We start from the raw sequence: 25,638 nt of genomic DNA on the forward strand, positions 1-25,638 counted from the left end.
ATTTCTTATTTTGCCGATTTCTCATGTATAGCAGACATGAATTTTTCATAACCACTTTGTAAATCTTTACTAGGTTCATAATCTACAAGGGGATAATTTTCAATTACAAAATCAATATCTTTATCTCCACGACCAGAAAGATTTACTAATAAATTAACATCTTTATCTAATTCTTTTGCTCTTTTTATTGCATATGCTACTGCATGTGATGATTCTAGGGCTGGAATAATTCCTTCCATTCTTGATAAGCCATAGAATGCTTCAACAGCTTCTCTATCATTAGCATAGTGATATTCAACTCTATTGATATCTTTTAAATAACAGTGTTGAGGACCAACACCTGGATAATCTAATCCACTAGCAATTGAATAAACAGGAAGAGGAGAACCTTGTTCATCTTGAAGAACATAACATTTAAATCCATGAATCATGCCCTTTGTTCCTTTAGTAATTGAAGCAGCATGATCAGGTGTATCAATACCTCTACCAGCAGGTTCAACTCCATGAATTTTAACCTCTTCATCTTTTAAGAACCCACTAAAAATACCAGCAGCATTAGATCCACCACCAACACATGCAATAACTTCATCAGGTAATTTACCAGTTAATTCAAGCATTTGTGTCCTAGCTTCTCTTCCCACAACTGATTGGAAGTCTCTTACCATCATTGGGAAAGGATGAGGACCAACAACTGAACCAATACAATATAATTGATTAATTGGATCTTTTAGATATGCTTCAAAACATGCATCAACTGCATCTTTTAATGTTTTAGTACCTTGAGTAACAGAAACAACTTTTGCGCCTAGAATTTTCATTCTTGTAACATTTGGAGCTTCTTTTTTTACATCAATTTCACCCATATAAATATCACATTCAAGGCCTAATAAAGCAGCTGCAGTTGCTAAAGCAACTCCATGTTGTCCAGCTCCTGTTTCAGCAATAATTTTTTTATAACCCATTCTTTTAGCTAGTAAAGCCTCACCTACACAGTGATTAATTTTATGAGCACCAGTATGGTTTAAATCTTCTCTTTTTAAATAAATTTGAGCTCCACCAATTGCTTCACTTAATCTTTTTGCATGATAGATTGGAGATGGACGACCAACATAATGTTTTAAAAGATATTCATATTCTTCTAAAAAAGAAGGGTCTTCAATAGCTTTTTTATACTGTTGAGTAACATTATCCATTACTTTTTGTAAGTCTTCAGGGATAAAAGAACCACCATATTCACCAAAAAACCCATCATTGTTAGGTTGATTTTCTGTATTAATACCTTTAGTAATTAAATTAGTCATTATTATTGCTCCTATATGTTTCTGTTTGTAGAAACTTAATTGTTACACGAATGTTACTATAAACAGAAACAAGTTGTCAAGCTTTTTATGAAATTTTTTTTACTGCTCTACTTATTTGGTCTTCTAGTAGATCAATTAAAGGCATAGGAAGATTATTTACATCAAACCAAGCTGATTCTAAGACTTCTTCTTTAAATATATTGTTAATAGAATAAGGGACTTCACACATATAAGTATTCCAAATAAATTTATTATCTCGAATCTCATCTAATATAATTAATTTTGAATTAACTTTTATTCCAGTTTCTTCTTCACATTCTCTGATTGCAGTTTTTTCAAAGTCATTATTATCTTTTTCTTCCATTTTTCCACCAGGGATTCCCCAATATCCTATATTTGGAAAGTATTTCCTTTTCCCTAATAGTACTTCAATTTTATTATTATTGATTCTATAAATTAAAATTGCTGCACCTTTACAGTTTTTCATATATCTTTTACCTCAAATTTATTAAAAAAATTATAATTCCCTTTCCTTTTTATTTAGTTCAAATTATTATAATAGTATGGAATCTAAATTATCGAAAATTTTACCTTTTTATAATAAATTAAGAACTAGTGATAAACTAGTCCTAGATAGAGTATCTTCAAAAACTTTTGAGAAAGGCACAATGTTACCTAGATGTTCTGGTATCTTATGTGTTCTTTCTGGAAGATTAAGAGTATATATAGTTAATGAAAGTGGAAAAGAAATCACCCTATATCGTTTGTTAGAAGGGGAAGTTTGTGTTTTATCTGGTAGTTGTGGAATTAGAAATATAAGTTTTGAAGTCCATGTTAAAGCTGAAGTTGAAACTACTTTAGTTACTATAAATAGTAGTATGTATCATAGTTTAGAAGATAAATACCCTGAAGTAACAACTTTTACAAATTCTGTTATGGCTGCAAGATTATCTGATGTTATGTGGACTTTAGAACAAGTCGCATTTAGCAGCATGGATAGAAGAGTAGCTTCATATCTAATTGAACAAAGAGCAATAACACAGTGTGATGATTTATCAATAACACACGATGAAATTGCCCGGGATTTGGGTACTGCTAGAGAAGTTATCTCTAGAATGTTAAAATATTTTCAAAATGAAGGTTGGATAATTCAAGGCAGAGGGAGGGTGTCCATAATTGATTACTCTGCCTTGTATGATTTATCAGCCTAGAGGCCTAACATCCTTCTTAATCCAGGTTCTTGGTTTACACCAGCAACTTGGCTTTTGATTTTACCATTTTCAAATACAATTAGAGTAGGAATACTCATTACTCCAAATTGTTGTGCTAAAGCAGGATGTTCATCTACATTTACTTTGCAAATTCTAGCTTCTTTTTCGCTGATTTTGTTTTGGAAATCTTCTAAGATAGAACCTTGCATTCTACAAGGGCCACACCATGCTGCCCAAAAGTCTACTAATACAGGAACATCTGATTGTAATACATCTTTTTCGAAAGTTTCACTTGTAGTGTGTCTGATCATTTTTCTCTCCTACATATTTTATTGCAAATATTATTTTTATTATTTAATTTATTTTATACCCATAATATAGCAATATAATCTTTTTTTGTTTGTGATTAAGTCACCCAATAGTAAATTTGCTTAAATAAAAACCCGGGCTTTTACAAATCTACGTTTTTATTATACATTAAATTTATGAAATATAAACATTTATTATTTGATGCTGATAACACTTTATTTGATTTTACACAAGGTGAGTATGATACTTTTCATAAGTTAGGTGAAAAATATAATTTTGAAGTCTATCCTGATTTAATGAAAAATTATCATGAAATCAACAAAGCTTGTTGGAAAGCATATGAAGAGGGAACACTCTCTCAAGACAGACTTAGAATTTTAAGATTTGAGAACTTTATAAAGTATTATAATTTAAATATTGATCCTATAAATATGGAGAAAGATTTTACAGCTATATTATCTAGTCAAACACATTTGATTGAAGATACTCATTATGTTTTAGCCAAACTAAAAGAGAAAGGTTTTAAACTAGAAATGATTACAAATGGTTTGGTTGAAGCTCAGTACGGTAGATTAAGAGCTACAGATATTGAAAAATATTTTTCCAATGTTTTTGTTAGTGGAGAAATGGGTTGTCAAAAACCAGATATTGAATATTTTGATAAAGTATTATTCTCAATTAAAGCAAAAAAAGAGGAATGTTTGGTTATAGGAGATCGCTTAGAAAGTGATATCCTTGGAGCTATGAACTCAAATATTGATTCTGCTTGGTTAAATATAGATAATAGTGCTTTACCAAAGGAATATAAACCTACCTTTATACTTGAAAATCTTAAAGCTCTAATTACTTTATTAGATTAGAAGTTTTACTTCTTCTCTGAGTTGTTTTAGCTTAATTTTATCAGATTCAGAAATCCTTAGACTTTCTATGGATTTTTGAATTGCTTTTTTATTTACACGAGGATTTATCTTTTTCTCAAATAAATAAGGATATGTTTTATCTCTTTGTTTAGCTAAGGCTGTTGCAAAAGCCCAACCTAAAGCCATTTCAACATAGTATTCTTGATTATTAATTTTACTTAATATCTCTAAGGTCTGATCTATGTAATTATCTTCTAGATAACTTTTCATTAAACTAACTGTGGCAAAACGAATATCCCAAGGATTAGAGGAAGTAATTTTTTCTTTCAAATAGTTAAAATATAAATCTATGATTTTTTTATTTGGCTTTATAGCTAAAGCTAAAGTATCATTTGTAGCCCAGCTATTATTATATTTTAATAAATCATTTAACATCTTTATAAAGGTATCAAAATCTAAATCTTTTGCTAAGAGAGAAAAATAGAAATAAGTTGTACTAACTTCCTCATAGAATAAAGGTTCTTTATAGGATAAAAAATCTTTAACATGGTTTTCTTTTTCATTAACATAAATATTTTTTGCAATGTTCTTTATGATTTGTGTTTTTAATCCTAATATTGCATATTCATCATTTATTTTTAGTTTATTTGCGAACTTAGAATTATTTTTATTTGAAAAGTTTAATAGTTCTGCTTTTAATAATTTTTGTTTCATATAATCCTCTTTTTTAAATTATTATACCAAAGATATTTAGCTAAAATAAGGGGCTTAAAGTTATAATATTTTGATCTTTTTTTAAATAATATAATAATTATAACAATTGAATAAAATGGTAGATATTAATTTGCATTCTTAAATATAAAAGGTTATACTATTTCCCATATAGGGAAAGACTTAGTTAGTATATTTGGGGAAAAAAATGCAAAAGGTTATAGGGGTTGAAGCTTTAAAATCAATATGCATTGAATTTATTAGTAATTGTTTTATTCTAAAAGATATTAGTAAAAATAATAAGTATCTATCAAAGGGGTGTTTATTATCAGATGAAGAAAGTGGAATGACAATTGAAAATTCAGATGTAATTTTAGAGTATTTGTTTAATGAGAAAAAATTTAATGGGTATCAAGTATTAAATGTCAAAGCTTTTAAAATTGATGAATATTGTGGAGTAGTTTCTATAGAATTATATTTGAGAAATCTTTATAAAATTCCAATAAATATTACTTGCAAAACAAAAAATAATAAAATAGAAATTGTTAAAATATATATTGAAAAGCTTCAAGAAATTTCAGCAGATAAACAAGTAGATACAATCAATAATGAATTATATGATATTTTTGAAATTAATGAAAAAGTAGATATAGAAAGAGAGAATTTAATTAATTCTATTGATGGGGGCTATTGCTGTTTTAAGATAGATGGCTCAAAAATTTATCCTTTATCTTTTTCATATAAATTACCAGCTTTTTTTGGTTATACTAATAATGAATTTTCCGAAATATTTTATTCAAGAATTCTAGATATATTTCCTAAAAATAAAAGAAAATATATTAATGAAGAAGTTCATAAAGCAAGCTCATTAGACAGACCATATTCAACTACTTTAGAAATAATTAATAAAAAAGGTGATATCAATGCTATTTATTTAACCTTTAAGACAGTGAATGATTATAAAGGTAATAAAATTTTAAATGTCTTAATCTTAGGTAAAAATTATGAAGTAAAATTACATAAGGATGTATTGAATTATATGAGTCTTGGAATTGTTGTAATTCAAGATAAATCTAATGAGATAATATTTATTAATAATACTGCAAAGCATGTTCTAGATAAAAATCCTGATTTGAAATCATTTATTGTTAATAATGAAGAACTGATTGATAATTATAATTTTGATAATGAAATTAAAGAGATGGTTTTTGAAAAGAAAGTTGCCTCTGGTTTGTATTATGAAATTAAAGAAAAAATAGTAGAGTGGCTAGGTGGTTATGTAAGAATAAAAATTATAACAGATTTAACTGCAAATAGAAGAATCTTAAAATCAATGTCAGAAAATACAAAAAGATTAGATTTATCTATTAGAAGTTTGAATGCTATTTGTTGGACTTATATTGTTGAAAAAGATTCTCTCATTGTTGATAATCATTTTAAAAAAAGTTTTGAATTAAAATCAAACTTGATTGTCAATTTTGATTCAGTTATGAAAAAAACTTCTTTTATTCACCCTCAAGATAGAAATATCTTTTTTAATGAAATAAATAAAATAATTGTAGGCTCTCCAAATAGAATCTTTTGTGTACGAATGAGATTAAAAAAAGATGGTCCATATAAATGGTGTAAATTAATAAATAATTTAATAAATGAAAAAGATGAACCAATTAAAATCTTAATTACAATTCAAAATATATCTGAAGATATGGTTTCTATGAAGAAATTTATTAACTTATCAGAACAATTTGAATATGAAGCTTCAGTTAATCTTGTTTCCTTTATTATAAACTTAACTCATAATTCAATTGAAAAAATTATTTCTTCTAGAGGTGATATCAACTATAGTCAATTTAAAAATGCTGAACAATTATATAATTTTTCTAAAGAATGTAGAATTGGTAACTATAATAAGAAAAATGACGAAACATATATGAATGTTGATTATCTTTTAAATTGCTATAGAGAAGGAAAAACTAGTTATAATTATTTAGTAAGTTATTTATTTAATGGTAAAAGACTTTGGGTAAAAAAATCTTTTTCTTTATTAAAAAATCCAATTAATAATGATATTTTAGCATTCCATAATATTAAAGATGCAACTGACGATATACATGTAAATCAAATTCTAGATTATGTTGTAAATAACCATTTTGATTTTATAGTTCGTATAAATTTGAATTCAAAACAATGTAATATGGTTGCAAATCCAAAATATGCACCTCAAAAAGGAAAAAATCGATATACTTATAATTTAAATGAGTTAATTTCCTTTATGTTTGATAGAGGTAATTTAAGAATTCCTTCTGAAGAAGAATATTTAAATACTTTAAGAGCAAACTTAATAAATAGAAATTTATATGAAAATTATATTGAGTATGAAGAAAATGGTAAGAATGTTAGAAAGAAATATAATCTATATAAATTAGATGATATTGATGAATCAATTATTATAGCTTGTTCAGATATTACTGCATTAACTCATGCCGATAAAAAGAAAGCAGATGCATTAACTAATGCTCTTGATTTAGCAAATCAAGCAAATAAAGCAAAAAGTACTTTCTTATCAGCTATGAGTCATGATATTAGAACACCTATAAATGCAATAATAGGTATGACAAATATTGCACTATCAGATTTAAAAGATGAAAAGCAAATCGCACAAAGTTTTAGAGTTATAAAGGATTCTTCACTTCATTTATTATCATTAATTAATGAAATCTTAGAAATGAGTGCGATAGAAAGTGGCAAACATAAGATAAAAAATGAGCCTTTAAATTTTGATAATTTAATTATAAAACTTATGGAAAGAATTAAGCCAATTGCTGAAAAAAAAGATATTAATTTAGTTTTAAAGAATAGAGTTAATAATCCTTGTTTCTTAGGAGATGCCTTATCAATTAATAGGATTATAGAAAATATTGTAAATAATGCAATTAAATTTACTCCTAATAAGGGCTTTGTGTTTATTGATATTACTGATCATAAAATTGATGTTTTTGATAATAATGTTTTAACTATTTCTGTTAAAGATTCAGGACAAGGTATAGATGAAGAAAATCTTTCAAAAATATTTGAGTCTTTTTATAGAACAGGAAATGCTGCTAAAGGTGGAATAGAGGGAACTGGTTTAGGTTTATCAATTACTAAAGGTTTAGTTGATTCTATTGGTGGTAAAATTACTGTTGAGAGTAAATTAAAAGTTGGAACTGCTTTTAATGTTGAACTTCCAATTATTAGATTTGAAAAGAAAATTATAGAAAGCGAGAATTTACAACAACAAAAATATTCAAGTAATGTTTTAGAAAATTTAAAAGTTCTTTTAGTTGAAGATCATCCTATAAATGCATTAGTTGCAAAAAAAATGTTGGTTAATGTGGGAGCTAAAGTAATTAATGCAAAAGATGGTCAAGAAGGAATAGACTTGTTTAAAAGATCTTCTATTAATTATTACGATATAATATTTATGGATATTCAAATGCCAAAAGTTGATGGATATGAAGCAGTAAAAATCATTAGAGATTTAGATAGAGATGATGCAAAATCTATTCCCATTATTGCTATGACAGCAAATGCTTTCGTAGAAGATGTTAGAAAATGCTTATCATGTGGCATGAATTCACATATAGCTAAACCAATAGAAATGAATAAATTAATTTCTGAAGTTAGAAAGTTTACAGTAAATAAAAATATTTCATGAAAATATAAGGGCTAAAATTTAGCCCTTAATTTTTTAGTTATTGAATAATTGTTTAGATGCATATTTTGGTGCGCTAGTAACATTTATTCCTAGCTTTCTTAATCCTGCTTCATCTCCATTTGTTGGAATGTGTGTTAAATGAGCATCAGTACCTTTTAGATTTTTTAATTGATTCATTCCTGCCTCTGCAGCGGGGTTTGTTGCAGCAGATACGGCTAAAGCAATTAATACTTCATCAACATCTAAACTGATATTTTTATTTCCAAGTAATTCTTGTTTCATTTTAGTAATAGATGAGACAATTGATTTAGGAATTAAATCAATTTCATCAGGGATTTTTGCTAATGTTTTAATTGCATTTAAAATCAAAGCAGAAGAAGAGTGAAGTAGAGGAGAATTGAGTCCGTAAACGACTTCAGACGTAGGTAATTCTAGTGCAGAAGCAACAACTATACCATTATTTCCTTTCTTTTGCTCAATCCCTTTTTGTCTCATTTTTTCTGAAAAATTAACAACAATTCTATCTGTTGTTTTAATATTATAGTCTTCTAAAAGTAAAATAATTTTATCAACTGCTTCTTGAGTTCCAAAACCCATTGCATATTCACAAGAGGTCCTAAAATATCTTCTAATTATTTCTTGCTTTGAGGCTTCTTCACAAATTTGATTATCAATAATTCCTTGAGAGATTCTATTTACACCCATATCTGTTGGAGATTTATAAAAAGATTGAGCACCTATAATCTTTTCAACAATTCTCTTTAAGAGCGGGAAAGCATCTAAATCTCTATTATAGTTAATAGCCGTTTCTCCATAAGCCTCAAGGTGGAAATGGTCAACTCTATTAATATCCCCTAAATCTGCAGTTGCTGCTTCATAAGCTACATTAGTCAAATGGTTTAGAGGCAAATCCCATACAGGGAAAGTTTCGAATTTTGCATATCCAGATTGAAGTCCTTTCTTATAATCATGATATAATTGAGAAAGACATGTTGCTAATTTTCCACTTCCAGGTCCAGGAGCAGTTACAATAACTATATCTCTATCTGTTTCAATGTAAGAGTTTGCACCATAACCTTCTTCACTTACAATTAAATCAGTTTGAGTAGGGTATCCTTTTGTCTTTTTATGAGTATAAACAGCAATTCCTCTTCTTTCTAACAACTGTTTAAATTGGGTAGCAGCTGGTTGTTCTTCATATCTAGTAATTACTACAGCTTTAACTCTTAATCCATATTCGCTGAAATCATCAATCATTTTTAAAGTATCAACATCATAAGTTATACCAAAATCGCCACGAATTTTTTTCCTTTCAATATCCCCAGCGTAAATACAAATAATAACATCAATCTTGTCTTTTAATTTTTTGAAGACTTCAATTTTTACATTCGGATTAAATCCAGGAAGAACTCTTGATGCATGATAGTCATACATGAGTTTTCCGCCACATTCTAAATAAAGCTTGCCATGAAACTTTTTCATTCTATCTAGAATAGCTTCTGTTTGCTTTTCTAAATATCTTTGATTATCAAAACCTTTTTTCATCATGGAATCTAATTGTAAAAAATATATTTTGAGTTGTAAATATTTTATTTTGATTAAATTAATTTTTTTATAGAAAAATAATAAAGAAGATAAAAAAAATGAAGGCAACCCACTTGCTACCCAGATGGTGCTAAACGAGTTGCCAAAACTTCGATGTATAGGAACTGCTGATCTAGTAGTTACCTTTGTATACTTACTAGTCCTATAATTCATCATTTTTATAGCGAGGGCAAGACTCGAACTTGCGACCTACGGGTTATGAGCCCGTCGAGATACCTGCTTCTCCACCTCGCGACGAATAACTATAGAGAAACTACAGTGTTTTATAATAAATGTCAAGGACTTTGTGGAAAATAATAAATTATGATAAATAATACAGAAAAAAATTAAAAGAAAAATTTCAAAATCCTAAAAAAATACTGTTATAGTTTCGTTTTGCCATTATTTATCAAATTTTTATTCTGATTTGTGTCGAAATTACCTAAAAAAAGCGAGTATTTTTTAATCTGTGTCAAAATGATTCAATTTTAGAGTCTTTTAATACTAAAAATAGTATGAATTAAATAAGAAATATTTTTTATATTTTATTATATTAAAATAATTCTTTTTGTAGTAAGCATTTGACTTAATAGATTTAGATTTTGGCACGGAAATTGCTTACATATTAATGAACATAAATAAATAGAAAAGATAAAGATAGAATAATTATTGGAGGCAAAATAATGAGATTTTATTTAAATGATACAAACCCAATTTTAAATGGTGCATGGACTAACTGGTCAAATATGCAAAGTAAATATCCTCCTTTGGATATAATTGAAACAAAAGATAGTTATTTAGTTGAAGTTGAACTTCCTGGGTTCAAATTAGATGATATGGATATAAAACTAGAGAAACATGTTTTAAGAATTTCTAGTAAATATGAAAATTGCAATAGCGATAATAAGAGATATATTATTCGTGAAAGAGTATGCAAGGAATTTGAAAGAACGTTATCAATAGGTTCTGATATTGAAGAAGAAAAGATTGCAGCAACTTTTAAAGATGGTATTTTACATATCACTCTTCCTAAAAAAGAAGAAGTTGTACCAAAAAAGATTAATGTAGCTATTAACAGCTAATTAAAAATTATATATAACTCCCCCTAAGAGCTGGACTAGTATCCAGCTCTTTTTTTGTATTATAAATTTTTATTAAGTTTGAAAAGGATAAAATAATTTGTTTCTAAATCTAAATAGTCAATTTTTATGAAACCAAAATTTTCAAGATCTTTTATAAGATTATTTTCTGAAATTCTATTTTCTATAGGTGGTCCAAAATTTGTATTCTTTTTTTTGCATTCAATTATTGCTAGTCTACCGTTATTTTTCATTACTCTAACTATTTCTGAAAAAATTATATTTTTGGACTTTTCATAATTGGTTGAGTGTAAAACCGTTGCAACTAAACAAATATCAATAGTATTATCAGCTAAATCAATTTTTTGCTTTATGTCGGAGTTAATAATTTCAATATTATTAATTTTCTGCTCTTTAATTCTATTTGAAAAATTATTTATAATTGATTGATTATTATCTATTGAATAAATTTTCCCTTTATCTTTTAATAAATTGCTAGCATATATTGAGTAATCACCAGCACCACAACCTAAATCTAAAAAAATTTCGTTTTCCTTTAAGTTTAATTTATTAAATATGTTTTTATAGTTATGCATTGCAAAACTACTTGGTCCATATTTCTTGTGATTTTTATGGCAATTGTGTTCGTTTTTACATAAAATTTCTTTATTCATCTGATTCTCCTTTATAAATAGTATATAAAAGCATCAACTTTCATTTGATCATTTTCATTTTTGTTGCCATCAAAAGTAAGATTTAGAATAGGTTTTGATGCTTTATCTTTGAAGCTTTTTTGAAGCATACTAAGTACAATTGCTGTGTTTTCATACATTGAGGTTGCTGTAATTATTCCATCAATTATTTTTGAATCAGTTAATTGTTTAGCTTGACGATATCTGCCATTTGATCCTGAAAAGTATCCGATTGTATTATCTGCTTTTTTTATTAAAGTCTTTATATTTTTTTCGAAAGGACTCCAAAGACTTAAACTAGAAGAAAGAATATTGATATATGATTCAAATTCTTTAAGGCTGTGATTTAATTTTGAATTATTTTTATTTATGTTCTGATTTATATAATCTTTCCAAAACATTAATAATATTTCACTTAAAGGACTGTAAACTATTTTATAATTTTTTTCTTCTAGAATTTTAAAGGTATTATTATTTAATATATCATCAAATAAAATGGGGACTTCCCCAATAACTAAAATATTTTTCTTGTAAGTTTTTTGCTCTAATTCATTTTTTATTGATTTAGCTATTGTCTTTAAATGTTCAATACTTAATAAATCATTATTTAAGAATTCTAATATTATATTTAAGTATGAGTTTCTAGATTCTCTTGGAGCACATAAAATTAAGTCCCCAGCCAAAATACATAAAGATAGTTTGTTGAAAAAATTAGCATTAACAAATAAAATATCTTCTAAATATGGTGATATTATTTCTATGTTTTTAAATCCTTCTTCATCTAATTTTGTTCTTAATAATCTACTATATTGCCCGTTAGTTTCAGCGCCTTCATTTTGTAAAACAAATAAGGAAGTGTTTTTATAATCTTTTTCTTTCAACTTATTAAAAGAATTAAAAACATTACCAAGTAGTGCTGTTAAAGAAAAATACTCTTCAGTCATTGTATATTTTCTACCAATTTCAATTGATTCAGTTGAAGTTGAATCTATAATTTTAATATCATATCCCTTGTTTGATAAGATAGGTTCAATTAATTTTGAGTATGGATATATATTAGGTATAAATATTTTTTTATTATTATCAATATCATCAATTTTGGTATTTATATAGGTAGCTTTATGTTCAATTTTTTTTAGATAATAATTTATATTTTCAGCATTTTCAATTTTTATATTTTTTATGCTATTTATAAAAGCTTCAACTCTAGTAATAATTCCTACATCAGATGAATGTTCATCAATTTCTATATGTAAATAAGGTTTATTTTTCATACCTTCTTTAAAGAAATGTGATAATACAGAATCAGGACCACATCCATGATGTGTTAATAAAATAGGATAAAGATTAGGGTGTTTTTCAGCAAGTAATGATGGTTCAAGTATATGTTGTCCGAATGGCCAATACATGTTTGGATGTTCTTTTGATATATCTCCTTCTGGTAAATCATAGAAAGGAAAAACTTTGTACCCCATATTAATAAGTTTGTCAGGAATGTTCATGTTTAACATAGGATCTGCAACTCCATAAATCTTGGAAATAATTACAAAAGCCTTTTCATTTGGTTTTAAGCTCTTCATTAACTTTTTGCTATGATTTTCAATTATTTTTTCAAAATTTTCTGCAGCTTTCATTCCTTTTTGTAAAGCTTGTTGGATTTCTATTTTGCTTTTGTTTATTTGTAATCCTATTTTAAAGAAACTTTCCATCATTTTGTTTGGGCCTAAATGAACTGCCATAGTTGGTGATAATAATTGAATTCCTTTTTTATCTAAATCCATAGCTCTGTTCATTACTTTAAAAGCTAATTGCATAAAAGCACATCCATAATTTTTTCTAGTTTCTGAACCAGGATGATCTATTGTAACTAAATCAGGGAAGAAAATATAATCTACTTTTTTTTGCATTAATTGAGCTACATGTCCTGTTATTAGTTTTATAGGATAACAAGTTTCTTCCATAGCATATTGTTGTCCTAATGCTATTGTTTTTTCATTTGTTGGATCAGATAGTATTACATTTAAGCCTAATTCTTGGAAAAAAGTATTAAACATTGAGAACATTCCATAAGTAAATAAAGCTCTTGGTATTCCGACAGTCTTTTTTTTAGGATCATTGTTATTAGGATTATAATCAGAAAAGATTAAAGTCTTAACATCTTGATCAAATTGGCTTTCATTTTGTCCTTTCTTATTTTTAATATAGTTAATTTCTATAAGTGTTTTATTAATTTCTAAACCTTTAAATTTAGATTTAGTCTTAATTTCCTCTTTTGCTAAAATAGCTACCCCATAGGCTCCTGTGACACTAAAAAATTTTGGAACAATAATTTCTTTTTTTGTAATTTCTCTAAAAGCATTTATAACTCCTTGATTATAGGCGACACCACCTTGGAAAAAAATTTTGTTACCAATCTTTTTTTGACCAACAACTCTATCAATATAATTCTTAACAATGGAGTAGCATAATCCTGATACAATATTATTTAATTGTGCGCCACTAGACAAACAAGCCGCAATAGAACTTTCAATAAATACGGTACACCTTTCTCCTAGGTTAATTGGGTTTGTGCTATTAAGAGCAATCTCTCCAAAATTATTAATTGGGATATTAAATTTCTTTGCTTGTTCTTCAATAAAAGACCCTGTTCCTGCAGCACAGATTTTATTCATTTGGAAATCAACAACTGAGCCATTTTGTATACTGATAAATTTTGAATCTTGGCCGCCAATTTCAAAAATTGTATCTACATTTTTATCTATTTTGACTGCAGCTCGAGCTTGAGATGTAATCTCATCTTTTATAACATCAGCTCCGATTTCTTCTCCAATCATGTATCTTCCAGAGCCGGTTGTTCCGACTCCAATTATATTTAGAGAGTTTTCATATTTATCTTTTATGTCCTTTAACCCTTTAATTACAGCATTTAAGGGCTTTCCTAAAGTTCTTAAGTATTGATAATCAATAATTTCCTCATTTTTATTTATCAAGACTAGATTTGTACTTGTAGAACCTATATCAATACCAAGATAGCAATCTGTTATTTTTGTTTTATCAATTTTTTTGCAAATATGCTTGTTTAGACTATCGCCATTACCAAAAGGTTTTAACTGAGGAAGTGTCGATTCAAGAATAGGGGGTGTTGCTGTTTTTGTTATATTAATTATTTGAGTAATATCTATTGATAGTTTCTTTTTCTTTGCTATCAGTGCTGTGCCTAAGGCCCCAGAACAACCTAGATTAGAAGGTAATATTAATTCTCCTTCTTTTAAGTTTAGAATATCATTTATTGCATTTATTATGCCTTGGTTAAAAGCCACTCCTCCTGTGAATAAAATTGGTCTTGTTATTGGATTTTTTTTGATTACTGTTCCTTTAAAGTTTCTAATAAGAGAATATGCTAGACCGAGTAAAATATCTTCGACAGCAACACCTTCTTGTTGATGATGAGTAATATCAGTTTTTGCAAAAACACTACATCTTCCTGCAATTCTAGGTATAGTTTTTGCTTTTTTTATCAATTGGGAATAATCAGATATATCTAGATTTAATCTAGACATTTGTTCTTCTAAAAAAGATCCAGTTCCAGAAGAACAGTTTGAATTCATTGATATTTCAATATTGGATTTTCCTTTGAAATTTATACCTGAGATAAATTTTGCACTTTCTCCACCTATATCAATAATGGATCCTATTTTTTGTGTTTGAAGGCTTGCCCCTTCAACTACGGCTGTTACATCATTTATATATTCTATAAAATTTTCTTTTTCTAAGTATCTGCTTCCACTTCCTGTGACAGCACCAAATTCTATATCTTTTGTATTATATAATGTTGTGATTTCTTTGATGATATTTAGTAGAGTTTCTTTAATTTTGCCTTTGTGCATTTTATATTTACTAAATATAATAGAATTTTCTTCATTTATTAGTATTGTTTTTACTGCTGAATATCCGATATCTATGCCTATGCTATACATTTTTTCCTCCGCAATTAATAAATAGATAATAATCAATTTACTAATTTGTAATATTTACATTTTGAATGCTTTATAGCACAATTATTTTATATAATTAGTATCTGTAGATACTTTTTCTTATTTTTTTATGGGAGTATACCAAATTGAAAGAGTTAATAAATATATTAAAAAAGTGTAAAGTTTTTTCAGAAAAAGATGAAAAAGAGATAGAAAGTATACTTTTGAAAATTAATTATAAGATAAAAGACTATGAAGAAAAGGATATAATATTATCTCCTGCAAATAAGGCAGATAACATAGGTATTATTTTATTAGGAGCCGTAAATATAGAAAAAGTTTTTCCAACTGGAAAGATGATTCTAATAGAAAGAAGACAGGTTGGTGATTTAATAGGAGCCAATTCAATTTTTTCAAAATATGAATATTCTACTAATATTGTAATTTCCTGCAAGGCTTCAAAGATTCTATATATACCTAAATTAGATTTGTTAAAGCTTTTTTTAATAGATCGTAAGCTTATGTATAATTTTATAGAAATATTAAGTAATTACTCATTAATGTTTGAATATAAGATAGGTCTTTTATCTTTAAATTCTATTAAAGAAAAAATAGCAGGATATTTAATACATGCTTTACAATTTGATGAGAAAATTAAAACTTCTTCAAATATAGTAGAATTACCTTTTTCAAAAAAAGATTGGGCTGAGTTTTTAAATGTTTCTAGAACTTCATTATCAAGAGAGTTAAAAAGTCTTGAAAGAGAAAGAATCTTAACTTTTGATAAGCGAAAAATAATAATTAATAATATGGAAAAACTAAATAGTATCATATCTTATTAGTGATTATATTTTTTAGTGTCTAAATTGCTCAAAAAAAATATAACTAAAATTATCATTGTGTCATTTTGACACTGTTTTGTTATGTACTTTGCCTTGATTATTCGATATGACCCATATTGTTTATATTCAAGTAATTCTAAATTGTTGCTTTTAAAGCGGTGTGTTTATTTAATTTCTTTATGTGTAAGTAATTAAAATTATTTATTTGTTTTTTATGATTTTTTGGCACGCTTGTTGCAATGTTATTTGTATAAAAAATAAATGATAAATAATATATGTCAAGGAGGACAAATAATATGTATACAAACTTTAATTCACTATTTGATGATTTCTTTGATGCTTTTAATAATGCATCTCTAAGGGTTCCACCTGTAGATGTTTATGAGATGGAAGATGGCTACTACATTGATGTAGAATTGCCTGGTTACAAAAATGACGATGTAGATGTAAAGATCGATAATAATGCTTTAACATTATCTACAAGTGAAGAATATAATAAAGCCTTAGATAAAGAAGCAGAGAGTGTAAATTATTTGGTTAAAGAAACTAATGCTAAGAAGAAATTCAAAAGAACATTTTCTTTACCAAAGGATGTCGATGAACAAGCAATTAGTGCAACATTTAATAATGGTATTTTAAATATTAAATTACCAAAATCTAAAAAATTGGCTCCAAAAACAATTGAGATTTTAACCCAATAGTAAAAATAAATTGATGTGGTTTTGGCTGGCAGTGTAAATTGCCGGCCATTTTCTTTGCTAAAAAATATCTTAATTTTTTTAAAATTTGTTATAACGTTTAAAATTCATTAATATGACTATATGGTATATTAATGTAGTAAAGTGGATTTTATTTGAAATTGTTGTTTTTTTAGAAGACTAAGCCGTGAGCGGATGGTTCCCAAAGGAACCTTCCAGCTCAAGTTTAATCATTTAATAAGATAAGAGCTATGAAAACTAAATCTTCATCGCCATTATTAATGATTGAATGGGATTGTTGATCTCCTGTAACTACTACATCACCAGGTTTTACAGTTGTTGTTACTGAATTTTCAGTTACAACGCCTTCTCCCTCTAAAATATAGTAGTATTCAGTTTCTTGAAGGTGTGTATGGGTCCCAATAGAACAACCTTTCTTTAAGGTTATTTTTGAAAAAAGGCGACTATGACTAAGTTCATTTCCTTCAATAATGTTTTTTAATACAACTTGACCGTCCCCTCCTCTCATTTTGACTTTTACATCGGTTTTTTGGTTTTCGTTTCTTATTACCATATTTTTCCTCCATATATAAATTATCATAAAAAGCATATAATATTCTAGAGTACATAAAAAAAGGGAAAAATCGATAATTAAGTATTTATTAAAATTTCTATTATGTGTATTATGTCTGCGGACAGGAGTTAAAAAAAATGAATGAAATACTTTATAAGGAAAAATTATCTGCAGAAGTCTTTAAGATGATTGTTCACGCTCCCCGAATTGCTGAAGCTCGAAAACCAGGACAATTCATTATTCTACAGCTAGGTGGAGACTATAATGAAAGAATTCCTCTTACTATTGCAGATGCAGATGCGGAGAAAGGAACTATTACGTTAATTTTCCAAGCTGTTGGAGAATCTACTCACCATTTAGCTATGTTAAATGAAGGTGAGTATATTGAGAATTTACTAGGCCCATTGGGAACTCCAACAAAAATTGGTAAATATGGAAAAGTTGTTTGTGTTGGTGGTGGTATCGGTACTGCTCCATTACATCCAATTGCAAAAGCATTAAAAGAATTAGGTAATGAAGTTAAAATTATCATGGGTGCACGAACAAAAGATCTTTTTGTTATGAAAGAAGAAATGAGTGCAATTGCTGATGAATTAATTTTAACAACTGATGATGGTTCAGAAGGTAAAAAAGCTTTAGTAACAGAACCATTAAAAGAATTATGTGAAAACTGGAAACCTGATTTAGTTGTTGCAATCGGTCCTCCTATTATGATGAAATTCTGTGCTTTAACAACTAAACCATATAATGTTCATACTATTGTATCTTTAAATACTATTATGATTGATGGTACAGGTATGTGTGGCGGATGTAGAGTAAGTATCGGTGGTGAAACAAAATTTGTTTGTGTAGATGGTCCCGAATTTGATGGACATAAAGTTGATTGGGATAATATGTTGATGAGATTAGGTACTTACAAACCTCAAGAAAAAAATAATCATCATAGATGCCATATTGGTTTAGATATTAAAGAAGGGGAAGCTTAAGAATGCATATTAGTAAAGAAGAATTAGATATGCAAGCAAAAGAAATTCTTGCTAAATTTAATGATAACGAAATAACTATTAAAGAAAGAGCGACTATCCCTCTACAAGAAATGCCAGCGCAAGATCCAGCTGTTAGAATTACTAACATGGAAGAAGTTGCTTTAGGATATACTGAAAATCAAGTAAAAGTTGAAGCAATGAGATGTTTACAGTGTAAAAACAAACCTTGTGTTCAAGGTTGTCCTGTAGGTATTGATATTCCAGCTTTTATTAAAAAAGCTGCTCAAGGTGATTTTGCTGGTGCTAATGCAAAAATTAAAGAAAGTTCATTGTTACCTTCAATTTGTGGTCGTGTTTGTCCTCAAGAAAATCAATGTCAAAAGTATTGTACTGTTGGTAAAATGAAGAAAAATATTGGTCAAAGTGTTGCAATTGGTAGAATTGAAAGATTTGTAGCTGATTACTCTAGAGAAAATAGCCAAGATATAGTTCCAGAAGTAAAAGCAACAACAAATAAAAGAGTAGCAATTGTTGGTAGTGGTCCTGCTTCTGTTGCAGCTGCTGCAGATGTAAGAAAAGAAGGCCATGAAGTTGTTATGTATGAAGCATTACATAAAGCAGGTGGTGTATTAGTTTATGGTATTCCTGAATTCAGATTACCTAAAAAACTAGTTGAAAAAGAAATTAATAGCCTTGCTGACATGGGTATTGAAATTAATAAAAACTTCTTAGTTGGTAAAACTAGAACTTTAGATGATTTACTAGAAAAAGATAATTTTGATGCTGTATTTATTGGTGCTGGTGCTGGTCTTCCAAAATTCTTAAATATTCCTGGTGAAAACCTTATTGGTGTATTCAGTGCAAACGAATATCTTACTAGAAGTAACTTAATGAAAGCTTATGATCAAAAACATAGTTTAACTCCATTATTCCATAGTGAAAAAGTTGCTATTTTTGGTGGTGGTAACGTTGCTATGGATGCTGCAAGAACCGCAAAAAGATTAGGCGCAAAAGACGTTACAATTATTTATAGAAGAAGTGAAGATGAACTTCCTGCACGTAAGGAAGAAGTTGAACACGCTAAGGAAGAAGGTATTAACTTTATGCTACTTCACCAACCACATGAAATTGTTGGTAATGAAAAGGGTGAAGTAATTGGTGTAAAAGTTGTTACTTGTGAACTTGGTGAACCAGATGCTTCAGGTAGAAGACGTCCTGTAGAAATCGAAGGTTCTGAACAAATTGTTGATTTTGATACTGTTGTAGTTTCAATTGGTAATGCTTCAAACCCATTATTAAAACAAACTACTGAAGGTTTAGAAGTTAATAAACGTGGTAATATCATTGTAAATGAAGAAACTTGTGAAACTTCTATTGAAGGTGTTTTTGCTGGTGGAGACATTGTTTTAGGCGCTGCTACTGTTATTCTAGCTATGGGACAAGGTAGAAAAGCTGCTAAAGCTATTAATGAATATTTAGCTAAATAATTTATAAATAACTGTTTATATAACCAATGGGGGGCTCTAAAAGTAGTCCCCCTTCATATTTTACTTGCATTATATTTGTAAGATGGATATAGTATAGGCTATGAATATGGATTCTTTATATGGTTATTCTGTATGCCCAGTTACTGAAACAGAAAAATTTGCTGCAATTGATGAGGTAATAGACAACTGTACTGTTTTTAATGGGCTTCATAATAATAAGGAACGCTTTAGAAGAGCTGTACACAGAAGAGAAATAATTGAAACAACGGGGATCGGCCATGGTGTAGCCGTTGCTCATGGGAAATTGCCTTGTATTGACCATTTAAGAATTGGCTTAGGAATTAGTCAAAAGGGTATTGATTTTAAGGCAAAGGATGGGAAACCTGTCCATATTTTATTTGTTATTGCTTCAACTCCTTTTCATCAAATTAATTATTTAAAGGCTTTAGCTGTAATTTTAAGAGGTGTTAGAAATTTGGAAATAAAGGATGAAGTTATGAAAATTTTTGAACCAAATTTCAAACCAGAATTAAGTATTGATTTTTTAACTGATTTAGTTAAGCAAGATTTTAATTGTATAAATACATAACATTTGTCATATCTTACAATAAATTTAATGAATTTTATTATTATTTAGTTGCACATCTTGCTTTTATCTGTGGTGTTTGTTATTATTTAACTAAACTAATGACATAAATTAATCCGGAGGTAGCTATGAAAAAGATATTATTATTAATTTCCATGTTTTTATTAACTTTTAATGGCATTTTTGCCTCAAATAATGCTAATGTTTTGATTAATGGGCATTTAGGTGAAGATCTTCCTCCAGCAATTGTGTTAGAAGTTAATTCAACTATAGTAGAAGAAAATGGTGGTGCTGTTGCAATAATGGATAATTATAACTTCACTACTAATCGGACTTCTCAGACAATGCCCGTTTATGTTTATATTGGTTATTCTTCATATATGAATAGTTCAAATATTTTATTTAATTTAACTGTTTCTACTGATGGTTTTAAATCAAAAGATACTTCAGGAGTATTAGTTGGTTCTCCATTAGATGTTGATATTCAATTACACACAGAAACTTTATATTCACCAACAAGTAAAATATTGGTAGGCTCTTCTGTTTTAGATTTTTATAATTCTAATATTTTCCAGGATTTATCATCAACTCCTGTCAGTTATGTATATTCTGTTGAACCTGGAGCAAGTATTAATGATTCAAATTTCTTAATTTGGTTCCTTTGGTCTGAAAAAGAAAATGCTCCTGCTGGACAATATGGTGCTTTAATTAACTTTTCAATAACAGCTAGTTAGAAGTAATAATTAAGTCTAAGAAAATATCATTTTTATCAGTTGGAACACTTTCGAATAATAGATGGTTTCTACATATTCCTAATTTTTTTATATTTTTGTATTTGCTAAAGAATTTGTCATAATAACCTTTACCATGACCTAATCTTGAATTGTTTTTACCTAGGGCTAAGGAAGGAACTATTGCTAAAGTCTTTTGTGGATAGTCTTTGATTAAATTATTATCCTTTGGCTCAACTGTATGATATAAGCCATTAATGAGTTGTTCTTGCCAGTTTTTATTTATATATACAAACTCAATAGTTTCATTAAAGGTTTTAGCAAGTGCAACAGCTTTATTATTTTCAAGACAATAATTTATTAGATTAATTGTATTAACTTCATTCTTTATAGGGTAATAAAGCAGAATCGCTTGAGCTTCAATAAATAGCTTTGAAGATATTACTTTATCAATAATAATTTGATCCTCTTTTGAAAAATCAAAATCTTTATATTCTTTATTAATTTTATAAACTTTTTCTCTAAATTTTTTTTTATCCAACATAAAATGTAGCTCCAATTAATATTAATACTGAAAATAGAAAAACAAAATCAGAAAATTTATATTTTATTGAATCTCTTTCAATAGAATGATTATATCCTCTACTGTCTAAAGCATAAGCTATTTCATCAATTCTATATAGTAAGTTATCTAATAAGGAAATACTATAATTTGCAATATATTTTAAAGGGTGCTTTTTAATGTTTTCTAATCTTGAACTTCTAGCATCACCAATTGATTGTGATACTTCAAAGATCAAAGGTAAGCACATAAGTGTTAATTCAATTTGGCTAGAAAATTTCCAACCATTTACAAAAGGTATATGATTTAATGTTTTTCCAAGAGATCTAGCAATATCACTAGGATCACTTGAATCAGCTAATAAAAAACTCATTAGAATTGCTGTGTCAAATTTTAAAACACTATTGATAGTCTCAATTATAGTTTTATCGCTAAAAATAGATGTTATAGCTATAAATAAAGATATTATTATAAAGAAAGTCAATTCTTTACCATATTTTATAATTGGCAGTTTAGTTATTATCATTAATATAAATGTTGCAATTAAAATTATTAAAGTTCCATAAATATTTGCTTTCACTAAGGTTGTACAAAGCAATAACAATGAAAGTAATTTTATAAAGGGATTAGTTTTGTTTAGAAAAGTATTTGAATCTCTATAATGGAAAATTAGTGCTTGAGCCATGATAACTCCTCTAGGGGAACTAATTCATTATCATTTTTAGAAGGTACATAAACTCCATTATCTTTTAATAGAGGTAAAACATTCTCACTAGTATCATCCTTTACGACTTCGCCATTTCTTAAAAGAATTATTTTTTGAGAATGCGCTGCAATTTTATCAATTTCGTGACTTACAATTATTATAGAATGACCTTTTTCTTGTAAAGTTAATAGCGTCTTTAATACTTGAGTAACACCAGGATAATCCAAATTAGCAAAAGGTTCATCAAGGAATATAATATCTGGATCCATTGCTAGAATTCCAGCAATAGCTAATCTTCTTTTTTCTCCACCACTTAATTCTCTAGGTCTAGATTTTAGTTTATTTTCTAATGATAAAAGTTGAGTAACATTTTGTAATCTTTCTTTTTTTGTTTTTTCATCTAATTCAAGATTTTCCATTCCAAAAAGTATATCTTTTTCTACTGTTTGACCAACTATTTGACTATCAGCATCTTGGAATACTAATCCGATTTTCCTTCTTCTTTCAATTTTATTTTTAGCTACCTCTTCTCCTTTTATAATAATGGAGCCACTTTGAGGATTTAATAAGCCTTTTATACATTTTAATAGTACAGATTTACCTGAACCATTTTTTCCTGCAATAATACATAAAGAGCCTTTTTCAATTGAGAAGTTTATATTTTTTAATATTTGTTTTTCCTTAGAAAAAGAAAAGTTTAAATCTTTTATTTCTAGAATTGTCTGTTTCATGTTTTGATATTACAAGGTAAGAAAATTAATGTAAATATAAAGATAATCAATTGTTAATTAAAACTTAAAAAATAAGTTAACAATAAGCACCCCTAATGGAGTGCTTAAGTGTTATATATTATTTATATTAGATTTATTCGTTATTTAAATATGGACCCATACCATTGAATATTACTTTCGCAACAAAGTTGCTGATTTGTACAATACTTAATTCGCTATCATTTCTGATCCAACTCATAAAGACTCTATGCATTGAAGAAGATATGATTAAACATAAGTATTCAATTTGTTCAATTGGTAAATCACAGATAGGTTCGATTACATCATATAGTTTAGAGAATAAAGCATCTCCAATATGATCTGAGAATGTGTTTGCAAAACTAGATTGTGCTATTTTCTTATAATAGTCTAAATCATCGTTAAAATATTTGTCTAAATTATAAAAGATATCAAAGAAGAATTTTGAATTATTTGAATATTTCAAATCTTTAGTAGCAAGTTGGAAAGCATCAATCAATTCTTGCTCAAATTCATCTAAAACATCAACAATCTTTGTGTAATGAATATAGAAGGTTTTTCTACTTATATTAGCTTGTTTTGTTAATTCAGTTATTGTGATCTTGCTTAATTGTTTTTTGTCTAGTAATTGAAAAAGTGCAAGTCTAATAGCTTTTTTAGTTTTAGCGGGACGCCTATCTTTGGCTCGTTTTTTTGTTTGTTCCATAAATTGTAACTCCTAAGTCGGGTGTTTATGTAATATCACTCATTACATAGGGTATATGGAAAAAAAAATCTGTCAATAGAAAAATGTTATAATATGGAAATATTTTGATAAAAATATCCAAAAATGTATAAAATGTAAATAAAAATACAAAAATGGCACACTTTTTGTATATATTTCTATATTGAAATGTGAATAATTATATTTTTATTTGTATAATGGGAAATAGTTAAATATAGGGGCTATATTGATAAAAAAATATCTATATATGTTAAAATAAATAGATTAATAATGCAAAAATTTTGATATAATTGTTAGTATTTTCACTGTTTTTCTTAAAATTTTATTATTTTTTTGTTTAGATATTCTGAATGTATACTAATTGTATATTTGTAGATTATTTTTTATTATTTTAATTAATAATTTAAAAAAGATTTTATATTAAATATTTTTATAGAGGGCTTTATGTTTAGTTTTAGAAATGATTATAGTGAATTGTGTCATGAAAATATATTAAAGAAATTAGCAGAAAACAATCATGCTCAATTTGATGGATATAGTGATGATGTAGCAAGTAAAAGAGTGATTGCTCAGTTAAAAACCATATTAGATAATCAAGATGTAGATATACATTTTTTATCTGGAGGTACTCAAACTAATTTAGTAGCTATATCTACAATCTTAAAACCATATCAAGGTGTAATTGCTGCTGATACAGGTCATATTGCAACTCATGAAACTGGTGCAATTGAAGCAACTGGGCATAAGGTAATTACTGTAAAGGGAGAAAACGGTAAAATTAAACCTTACATGATAAAATCTGTAATTGATGAACATTATAGTGATGAATCAAGAGAACATGCTCCACAGCCAGCTATGGTTTATATTTCAAACCCAACTGAATTAGGAACTGTATATACTAAAGATGAATTAGCTGATTTGAAAACGATTTGTAAGGCTTATGATATTCCTTTATATATGGATGGAGCTAGATTGGCTCAAGTTTTAGCAAACAAGGATACAAATATTTCTCTTAAAGATTTGCCAAATTTATGTGATCTGTTTTATATTGGAGGTACTAAAAATGGTGCATTATTTGGTGAATGTTTAGTAATTTCTAATGAAAACTATAAAAAAGATTTTAGATATAATTTAAAACAAAGAGGTGCTTTATTAGCTAAAGGATTCTCAATTTCTTTACAGTATGAAGCCTTATTTGAGGATGATTTATATATAAAACTTGGAGCAAAATCTAATGAAAATGCAAAATATATTGCAGATGAATTAAAAAAGCTTAATATTAAATTTTTAGTTCCAGTAGAAAGTAATCAACTTTTTCCAATTTTAGATAATCAATTAATTGAAAAATTAAGAAAAGAATATTTATTTTATACTTGGCAAGTTATTGATGAAAATAATTCTGCAGTTAGATTGTGTATTTCTTGGGACACCCCCAATGAAATAGTCAAAAAGTTCATTGAGGATGTTAAAAAATACATTTAAATATTAATTAATTATTAATAAAACTATATAGGGATTAGAAATATACTTCTAATCCTTTTTTTATCTTTATAATTGATAATTCCTGGTATATGA

Annotated in this window: 23 protein-coding genes and 1 tRNA gene; 11 read left to right on the plus strand and 13 right to left on the minus strand. The window is 27.5% G+C overall.

Annotated elements, in window-relative coordinates; all coding sequences use genetic code 11:
- Nucleotides 1-5: 5 nt before the first annotated feature.
- Nucleotides 6-1,301: a tryptophan synthase subunit beta gene (gene trpB, locus ACZ5RS_RS04405; protein WP_464637849.1), complete on the minus strand. Its 1,296-nt coding sequence runs from the start codon at nucleotides 1,299-1,301 to the stop codon at nucleotides 6-8.
- Between the two features lie 85 nt (nucleotides 1,302-1,386).
- Nucleotides 1,387-1,788, minus strand: coding sequence for an NUDIX hydrolase (locus tag ACZ5RS_RS04410; RefSeq protein WP_464637851.1), 402 nt, complete (start codon nucleotides 1,786-1,788; stop codon nucleotides 1,387-1,389).
- A gap of 76 nt (nucleotides 1,789-1,864) precedes the next feature.
- On the opposite strand from ACZ5RS_RS04410, the gene ACZ5RS_RS04415 reads away from it, so the two are divergent.
- Nucleotides 1,865-2,512 carry a Crp/Fnr family transcriptional regulator gene (locus tag ACZ5RS_RS04415; RefSeq protein WP_464637853.1) on the plus strand — a complete coding sequence of 216 codons (648 nt, stop codon included), beginning with the start codon at nucleotides 1,865-1,867 and terminating at the stop codon, nucleotides 2,510-2,512.
- On the opposite strand, the gene trxA is transcribed toward ACZ5RS_RS04415, so the two are convergent.
- Nucleotides 2,509-2,823 carry a thioredoxin gene (gene trxA, locus ACZ5RS_RS04420; protein WP_464637855.1) on the minus strand — a complete coding sequence of 105 codons (315 nt, stop codon included), beginning with the start codon at nucleotides 2,821-2,823 and terminating at the stop codon, nucleotides 2,509-2,511. The two genes, ACZ5RS_RS04415 and trxA, sit on opposite strands and share 4 nt — an antisense overlap.
- Before the next feature lie 174 nt (nucleotides 2,824-2,997).
- Between trxA and ACZ5RS_RS04425 the strand changes: the two genes are divergently transcribed.
- Nucleotides 2,998-3,681 (plus strand): YjjG family noncanonical pyrimidine nucleotidase, encoded by a 684-nt coding sequence (locus ACZ5RS_RS04425; protein ID WP_464637857.1) that lies wholly within the window; start codon nucleotides 2,998-3,000, stop codon nucleotides 3,679-3,681.
- Here the strand turns inward: ACZ5RS_RS04425 and ACZ5RS_RS04430 are convergent.
- Nucleotides 3,673-4,395 carry a DNA alkylation repair protein gene (locus ACZ5RS_RS04430; protein ID WP_464637859.1) on the minus strand — a complete coding sequence of 241 codons (723 nt, stop codon included), beginning with the start codon at nucleotides 4,393-4,395 and terminating at the stop codon, nucleotides 3,673-3,675. The two genes, ACZ5RS_RS04425 and ACZ5RS_RS04430, sit on opposite strands and share 9 nt — an antisense overlap.
- Nucleotides 4,396-4,600: 205 nt before the next feature.
- On the opposite strand from ACZ5RS_RS04430, the gene ACZ5RS_RS04435 reads away from it, so the two are divergent.
- A complete protein-coding gene (locus ACZ5RS_RS04435; RefSeq protein ID WP_464637861.1) occupies nucleotides 4,601-8,089 on the plus strand; it encodes an ATP-binding protein in 3,489 nt (1,162 codons plus the stop codon).
- Between the two features lie 33 nt (nucleotides 8,090-8,122).
- On the opposite strand, the gene ACZ5RS_RS04440 is transcribed toward ACZ5RS_RS04435, so the two are convergent.
- Nucleotides 8,123-9,850 (minus strand): DUF1846 domain-containing protein, encoded by a 1,728-nt coding sequence (locus ACZ5RS_RS04440; RefSeq protein WP_464637863.1) that lies wholly within the window; start codon nucleotides 9,848-9,850, stop codon nucleotides 8,123-8,125.
- A 5-nt stretch (nucleotides 9,851-9,855) separates the two neighbouring features.
- Nucleotides 9,856-9,928, minus strand: a tRNA-Met gene (locus ACZ5RS_RS04445).
- A 428-nt stretch (nucleotides 9,929-10,356) separates the two neighbouring features.
- On the opposite strand from ACZ5RS_RS04445, the gene ACZ5RS_RS04450 reads away from it, so the two are divergent.
- Nucleotides 10,357-10,755 carry an Hsp20/alpha crystallin family protein gene (locus ACZ5RS_RS04450; RefSeq protein ID WP_464637865.1) on the plus strand — a complete coding sequence of 133 codons (399 nt, stop codon included), beginning with the start codon at nucleotides 10,357-10,359 and terminating at the stop codon, nucleotides 10,753-10,755.
- A gap of 59 nt (nucleotides 10,756-10,814) precedes the next feature.
- Here ACZ5RS_RS04450 and ACZ5RS_RS04455 read toward each other — a convergent pair whose 3' ends face one another.
- Complete coding sequence (locus ACZ5RS_RS04455; protein ID WP_464637867.1) at nucleotides 10,815-11,426, minus strand: class I SAM-dependent methyltransferase; 612 nt, start codon at nucleotides 11,424-11,426, stop codon at nucleotides 10,815-10,817.
- A gap of 11 nt (nucleotides 11,427-11,437) precedes the next feature.
- The gene (locus ACZ5RS_RS04460; protein ID WP_464637869.1) at nucleotides 11,438-15,421 is read right to left on the minus strand and encodes an acyl-CoA dehydratase activase; all 3,984 of its coding nucleotides are present in this window, start codon (nucleotides 15,419-15,421) and stop codon (nucleotides 11,438-11,440) included.
- Between the two features lie 143 nt (nucleotides 15,422-15,564).
- Between ACZ5RS_RS04460 and ACZ5RS_RS04465 the strand changes: the two genes are divergently transcribed.
- Both ACZ5RS_RS04465 and ACZ5RS_RS04470 read left to right on the plus strand, forming a co-directional pair.
- Nucleotides 15,565-16,260 carry a Crp/Fnr family transcriptional regulator gene (locus ACZ5RS_RS04465; RefSeq protein WP_464637871.1) on the plus strand — a complete coding sequence of 232 codons (696 nt, stop codon included), beginning with the start codon at nucleotides 15,565-15,567 and terminating at the stop codon, nucleotides 16,258-16,260.
- 296 nt (nucleotides 16,261-16,556) lie between these two features.
- A complete protein-coding gene (locus ACZ5RS_RS04470) occupies nucleotides 16,557-16,961 on the plus strand; it encodes an Hsp20/alpha crystallin family protein (protein ID WP_464637873.1) in 405 nt (134 codons plus the stop codon).
- A gap of 223 nt (nucleotides 16,962-17,184) precedes the next feature.
- On the opposite strand, the gene ACZ5RS_RS04475 is transcribed toward ACZ5RS_RS04470, so the two are convergent.
- Nucleotides 17,185-17,532, minus strand: a complete 348-nt coding sequence (locus tag ACZ5RS_RS04475; RefSeq protein WP_464637875.1) for a cupin domain-containing protein — start codon at nucleotides 17,530-17,532, stop codon at nucleotides 17,185-17,187.
- A 137-nt stretch (nucleotides 17,533-17,669) separates the two neighbouring features.
- On the opposite strand from ACZ5RS_RS04475, the gene ACZ5RS_RS04480 reads away from it, so the two are divergent.
- The 4 genes from ACZ5RS_RS04480 (at nucleotide 17,670) to ACZ5RS_RS04495 (ending at nucleotide 21,325) form a co-directional block, all read left to right on the plus strand.
- Nucleotides 17,670-18,518: a sulfide/dihydroorotate dehydrogenase-like FAD/NAD-binding protein gene (locus tag ACZ5RS_RS04480; protein WP_464637877.1), complete on the plus strand. Its 849-nt coding sequence runs from the start codon at nucleotides 17,670-17,672 to the stop codon at nucleotides 18,516-18,518.
- Between the two features lie 2 nt (nucleotides 18,519-18,520).
- Nucleotides 18,521-20,005, plus strand: a complete 1,485-nt coding sequence (gltA, locus tag ACZ5RS_RS04485; RefSeq protein WP_464637879.1) for an NADPH-dependent glutamate synthase — start codon at nucleotides 18,521-18,523, stop codon at nucleotides 20,003-20,005.
- A gap of 100 nt (nucleotides 20,006-20,105) precedes the next feature.
- Nucleotides 20,106-20,594: a PTS sugar transporter subunit IIA gene (locus tag ACZ5RS_RS04490; RefSeq protein WP_464637881.1), complete on the plus strand. Its 489-nt coding sequence runs from the start codon at nucleotides 20,106-20,108 to the stop codon at nucleotides 20,592-20,594.
- Nucleotides 20,595-20,719: 125 nt separating this feature from the next.
- Nucleotides 20,720-21,325: a hypothetical protein gene (locus ACZ5RS_RS04495; protein WP_464637883.1), complete on the plus strand. Its 606-nt coding sequence runs from the start codon at nucleotides 20,720-20,722 to the stop codon at nucleotides 21,323-21,325.
- Here the strand turns inward: ACZ5RS_RS04495 and ACZ5RS_RS04500 are convergent.
- The 4 genes from ACZ5RS_RS04500 to ACZ5RS_RS04515 form a co-directional block, all read right to left on the minus strand.
- Nucleotides 21,318-21,866: a 5-formyltetrahydrofolate cyclo-ligase gene (locus ACZ5RS_RS04500; protein ID WP_464637885.1), complete on the minus strand. Its 549-nt coding sequence runs from the start codon at nucleotides 21,864-21,866 to the stop codon at nucleotides 21,318-21,320. The genes ACZ5RS_RS04495 and ACZ5RS_RS04500 overlap by 8 nt on opposite strands.
- Nucleotides 21,856-22,569 carry an energy-coupling factor transporter transmembrane component T family protein gene (locus tag ACZ5RS_RS04505; RefSeq protein ID WP_464637887.1) on the minus strand — a complete coding sequence of 238 codons (714 nt, stop codon included), beginning with the start codon at nucleotides 22,567-22,569 and terminating at the stop codon, nucleotides 21,856-21,858. Before ACZ5RS_RS04505 ends, ACZ5RS_RS04500 begins: the two co-directional genes overlap by 11 nt.
- Complete coding sequence (locus tag ACZ5RS_RS04510) at nucleotides 22,554-23,321, minus strand: energy-coupling factor ABC transporter ATP-binding protein (protein ID WP_464637889.1); 768 nt, start codon at nucleotides 23,319-23,321, stop codon at nucleotides 22,554-22,556. The genes ACZ5RS_RS04505 and ACZ5RS_RS04510 overlap by 16 nt, the downstream gene beginning before the upstream one ends.
- Before the next feature lie 133 nt (nucleotides 23,322-23,454).
- The gene (locus tag ACZ5RS_RS04515) at nucleotides 23,455-24,045 is read right to left on the minus strand and encodes a TetR/AcrR family transcriptional regulator (protein ID WP_464637891.1); all 591 of its coding nucleotides are present in this window, start codon (nucleotides 24,043-24,045) and stop codon (nucleotides 23,455-23,457) included.
- Between the two features lie 462 nt (nucleotides 24,046-24,507).
- On the opposite strand from ACZ5RS_RS04515, the gene ACZ5RS_RS04520 reads away from it, so the two are divergent.
- The gene (locus tag ACZ5RS_RS04520) at nucleotides 24,508-25,545 is read left to right on the plus strand and encodes a threonine aldolase family protein (protein ID WP_464637893.1); all 1,038 of its coding nucleotides are present in this window, start codon (nucleotides 24,508-24,510) and stop codon (nucleotides 25,543-25,545) included.
- Nucleotides 25,546-25,638: the final 93 nt, after the last annotated feature.

Source organism: Pleomorphochaeta caudata (genome assembly GCF_055395745.1).

What these genes read in the sequence shown, in the direction of transcription:
- ACZ5RS_RS04495 (WP_464637883.1), top strand. Translation starts at nt 20,720, where the DNA reads ATGAAAAAGATATTATTATTAATTTCCATGTTTTTATTAACTTTTAAT.
- ACZ5RS_RS04455 (WP_464637867.1), bottom strand. Translation starts at nt 11,426, where the DNA reads ATGAATAAAGAAATTTTATGTAAAAACGAACACAATTGCCATAAAAAT.
- ACZ5RS_RS04500 (WP_464637885.1), bottom strand. Translation starts at nt 21,866, where the DNA reads ATGTTGGATAAAAAAAAATTTAGAGAAAAAGTTTATAAAATTAATAAA.
- ACZ5RS_RS04490 (WP_464637881.1), top strand. Translation starts at nt 20,106, where the DNA reads ATGAATATGGATTCTTTATATGGTTATTCTGTATGCCCAGTTACTGAA.
- ACZ5RS_RS04505 (WP_464637887.1), bottom strand. Translation starts at nt 22,569, where the DNA reads ATGGCTCAAGCACTAATTTTCCATTATAGAGATTCAAATACTTTTCTA.
- ACZ5RS_RS04510 (WP_464637889.1), bottom strand. Translation starts at nt 23,321, where the DNA reads ATGAAACAGACAATTCTAGAAATAAAAGATTTAAACTTTTCTTTTTCT.
- ACZ5RS_RS04435 (WP_464637861.1), top strand. Translation starts at nt 4,601, where the DNA reads ATGCAAAAGGTTATAGGGGTTGAAGCTTTAAAATCAATATGCATTGAA.
- trxA (WP_464637855.1), bottom strand. Translation starts at nt 2,823, where the DNA reads ATGATCAGACACACTACAAGTGAAACTTTCGAAAAAGATGTATTACAA.
- ACZ5RS_RS04515 (WP_464637891.1), bottom strand. Translation starts at nt 24,045, where the DNA reads ATGGAACAAACAAAAAAACGAGCCAAAGATAGGCGTCCCGCTAAAACT.
- ACZ5RS_RS04415 (WP_464637853.1), top strand. Translation starts at nt 1,865, where the DNA reads ATGGAATCTAAATTATCGAAAATTTTACCTTTTTATAATAAATTAAGA.
- trpB (WP_464637849.1), bottom strand. Translation starts at nt 1,301, where the DNA reads ATGACTAATTTAATTACTAAAGGTATTAATACAGAAAATCAACCTAAC.
- ACZ5RS_RS04430 (WP_464637859.1), bottom strand. Translation starts at nt 4,395, where the DNA reads ATGAAACAAAAATTATTAAAAGCAGAACTATTAAACTTTTCAAATAAA.
- ACZ5RS_RS04450 (WP_464637865.1), top strand. Translation starts at nt 10,357, where the DNA reads ATGAGATTTTATTTAAATGATACAAACCCAATTTTAAATGGTGCATGG.
- ACZ5RS_RS04440 (WP_464637863.1), bottom strand. Translation starts at nt 9,850, where the DNA reads ATGATGAATTATAGGACTAGTAAGTATACAAAGGTAACTACTAGATCA.
- ACZ5RS_RS04470 (WP_464637873.1), top strand. Translation starts at nt 16,557, where the DNA reads ATGTATACAAACTTTAATTCACTATTTGATGATTTCTTTGATGCTTTT.
- ACZ5RS_RS04480 (WP_464637877.1), top strand. Translation starts at nt 17,670, where the DNA reads ATGAATGAAATACTTTATAAGGAAAAATTATCTGCAGAAGTCTTTAAG.
- ACZ5RS_RS04410 (WP_464637851.1), bottom strand. Translation starts at nt 1,788, where the DNA reads ATGAAAAACTGTAAAGGTGCAGCAATTTTAATTTATAGAATCAATAAT.
- ACZ5RS_RS04425 (WP_464637857.1), top strand. Translation starts at nt 2,998, where the DNA reads ATGAAATATAAACATTTATTATTTGATGCTGATAACACTTTATTTGAT.
- ACZ5RS_RS04460 (WP_464637869.1), bottom strand. Translation starts at nt 15,421, where the DNA reads ATGTATAGCATAGGCATAGATATCGGATATTCAGCAGTAAAAACAATA.
- ACZ5RS_RS04520 (WP_464637893.1), top strand. Translation starts at nt 24,508, where the DNA reads ATGTTTAGTTTTAGAAATGATTATAGTGAATTGTGTCATGAAAATATA.
- ACZ5RS_RS04475 (WP_464637875.1), bottom strand. Translation starts at nt 17,532, where the DNA reads ATGGTAATAAGAAACGAAAACCAAAAAACCGATGTAAAAGTCAAAATG.
- gltA (WP_464637879.1), top strand. Translation starts at nt 18,521, where the DNA reads ATGCATATTAGTAAAGAAGAATTAGATATGCAAGCAAAAGAAATTCTT.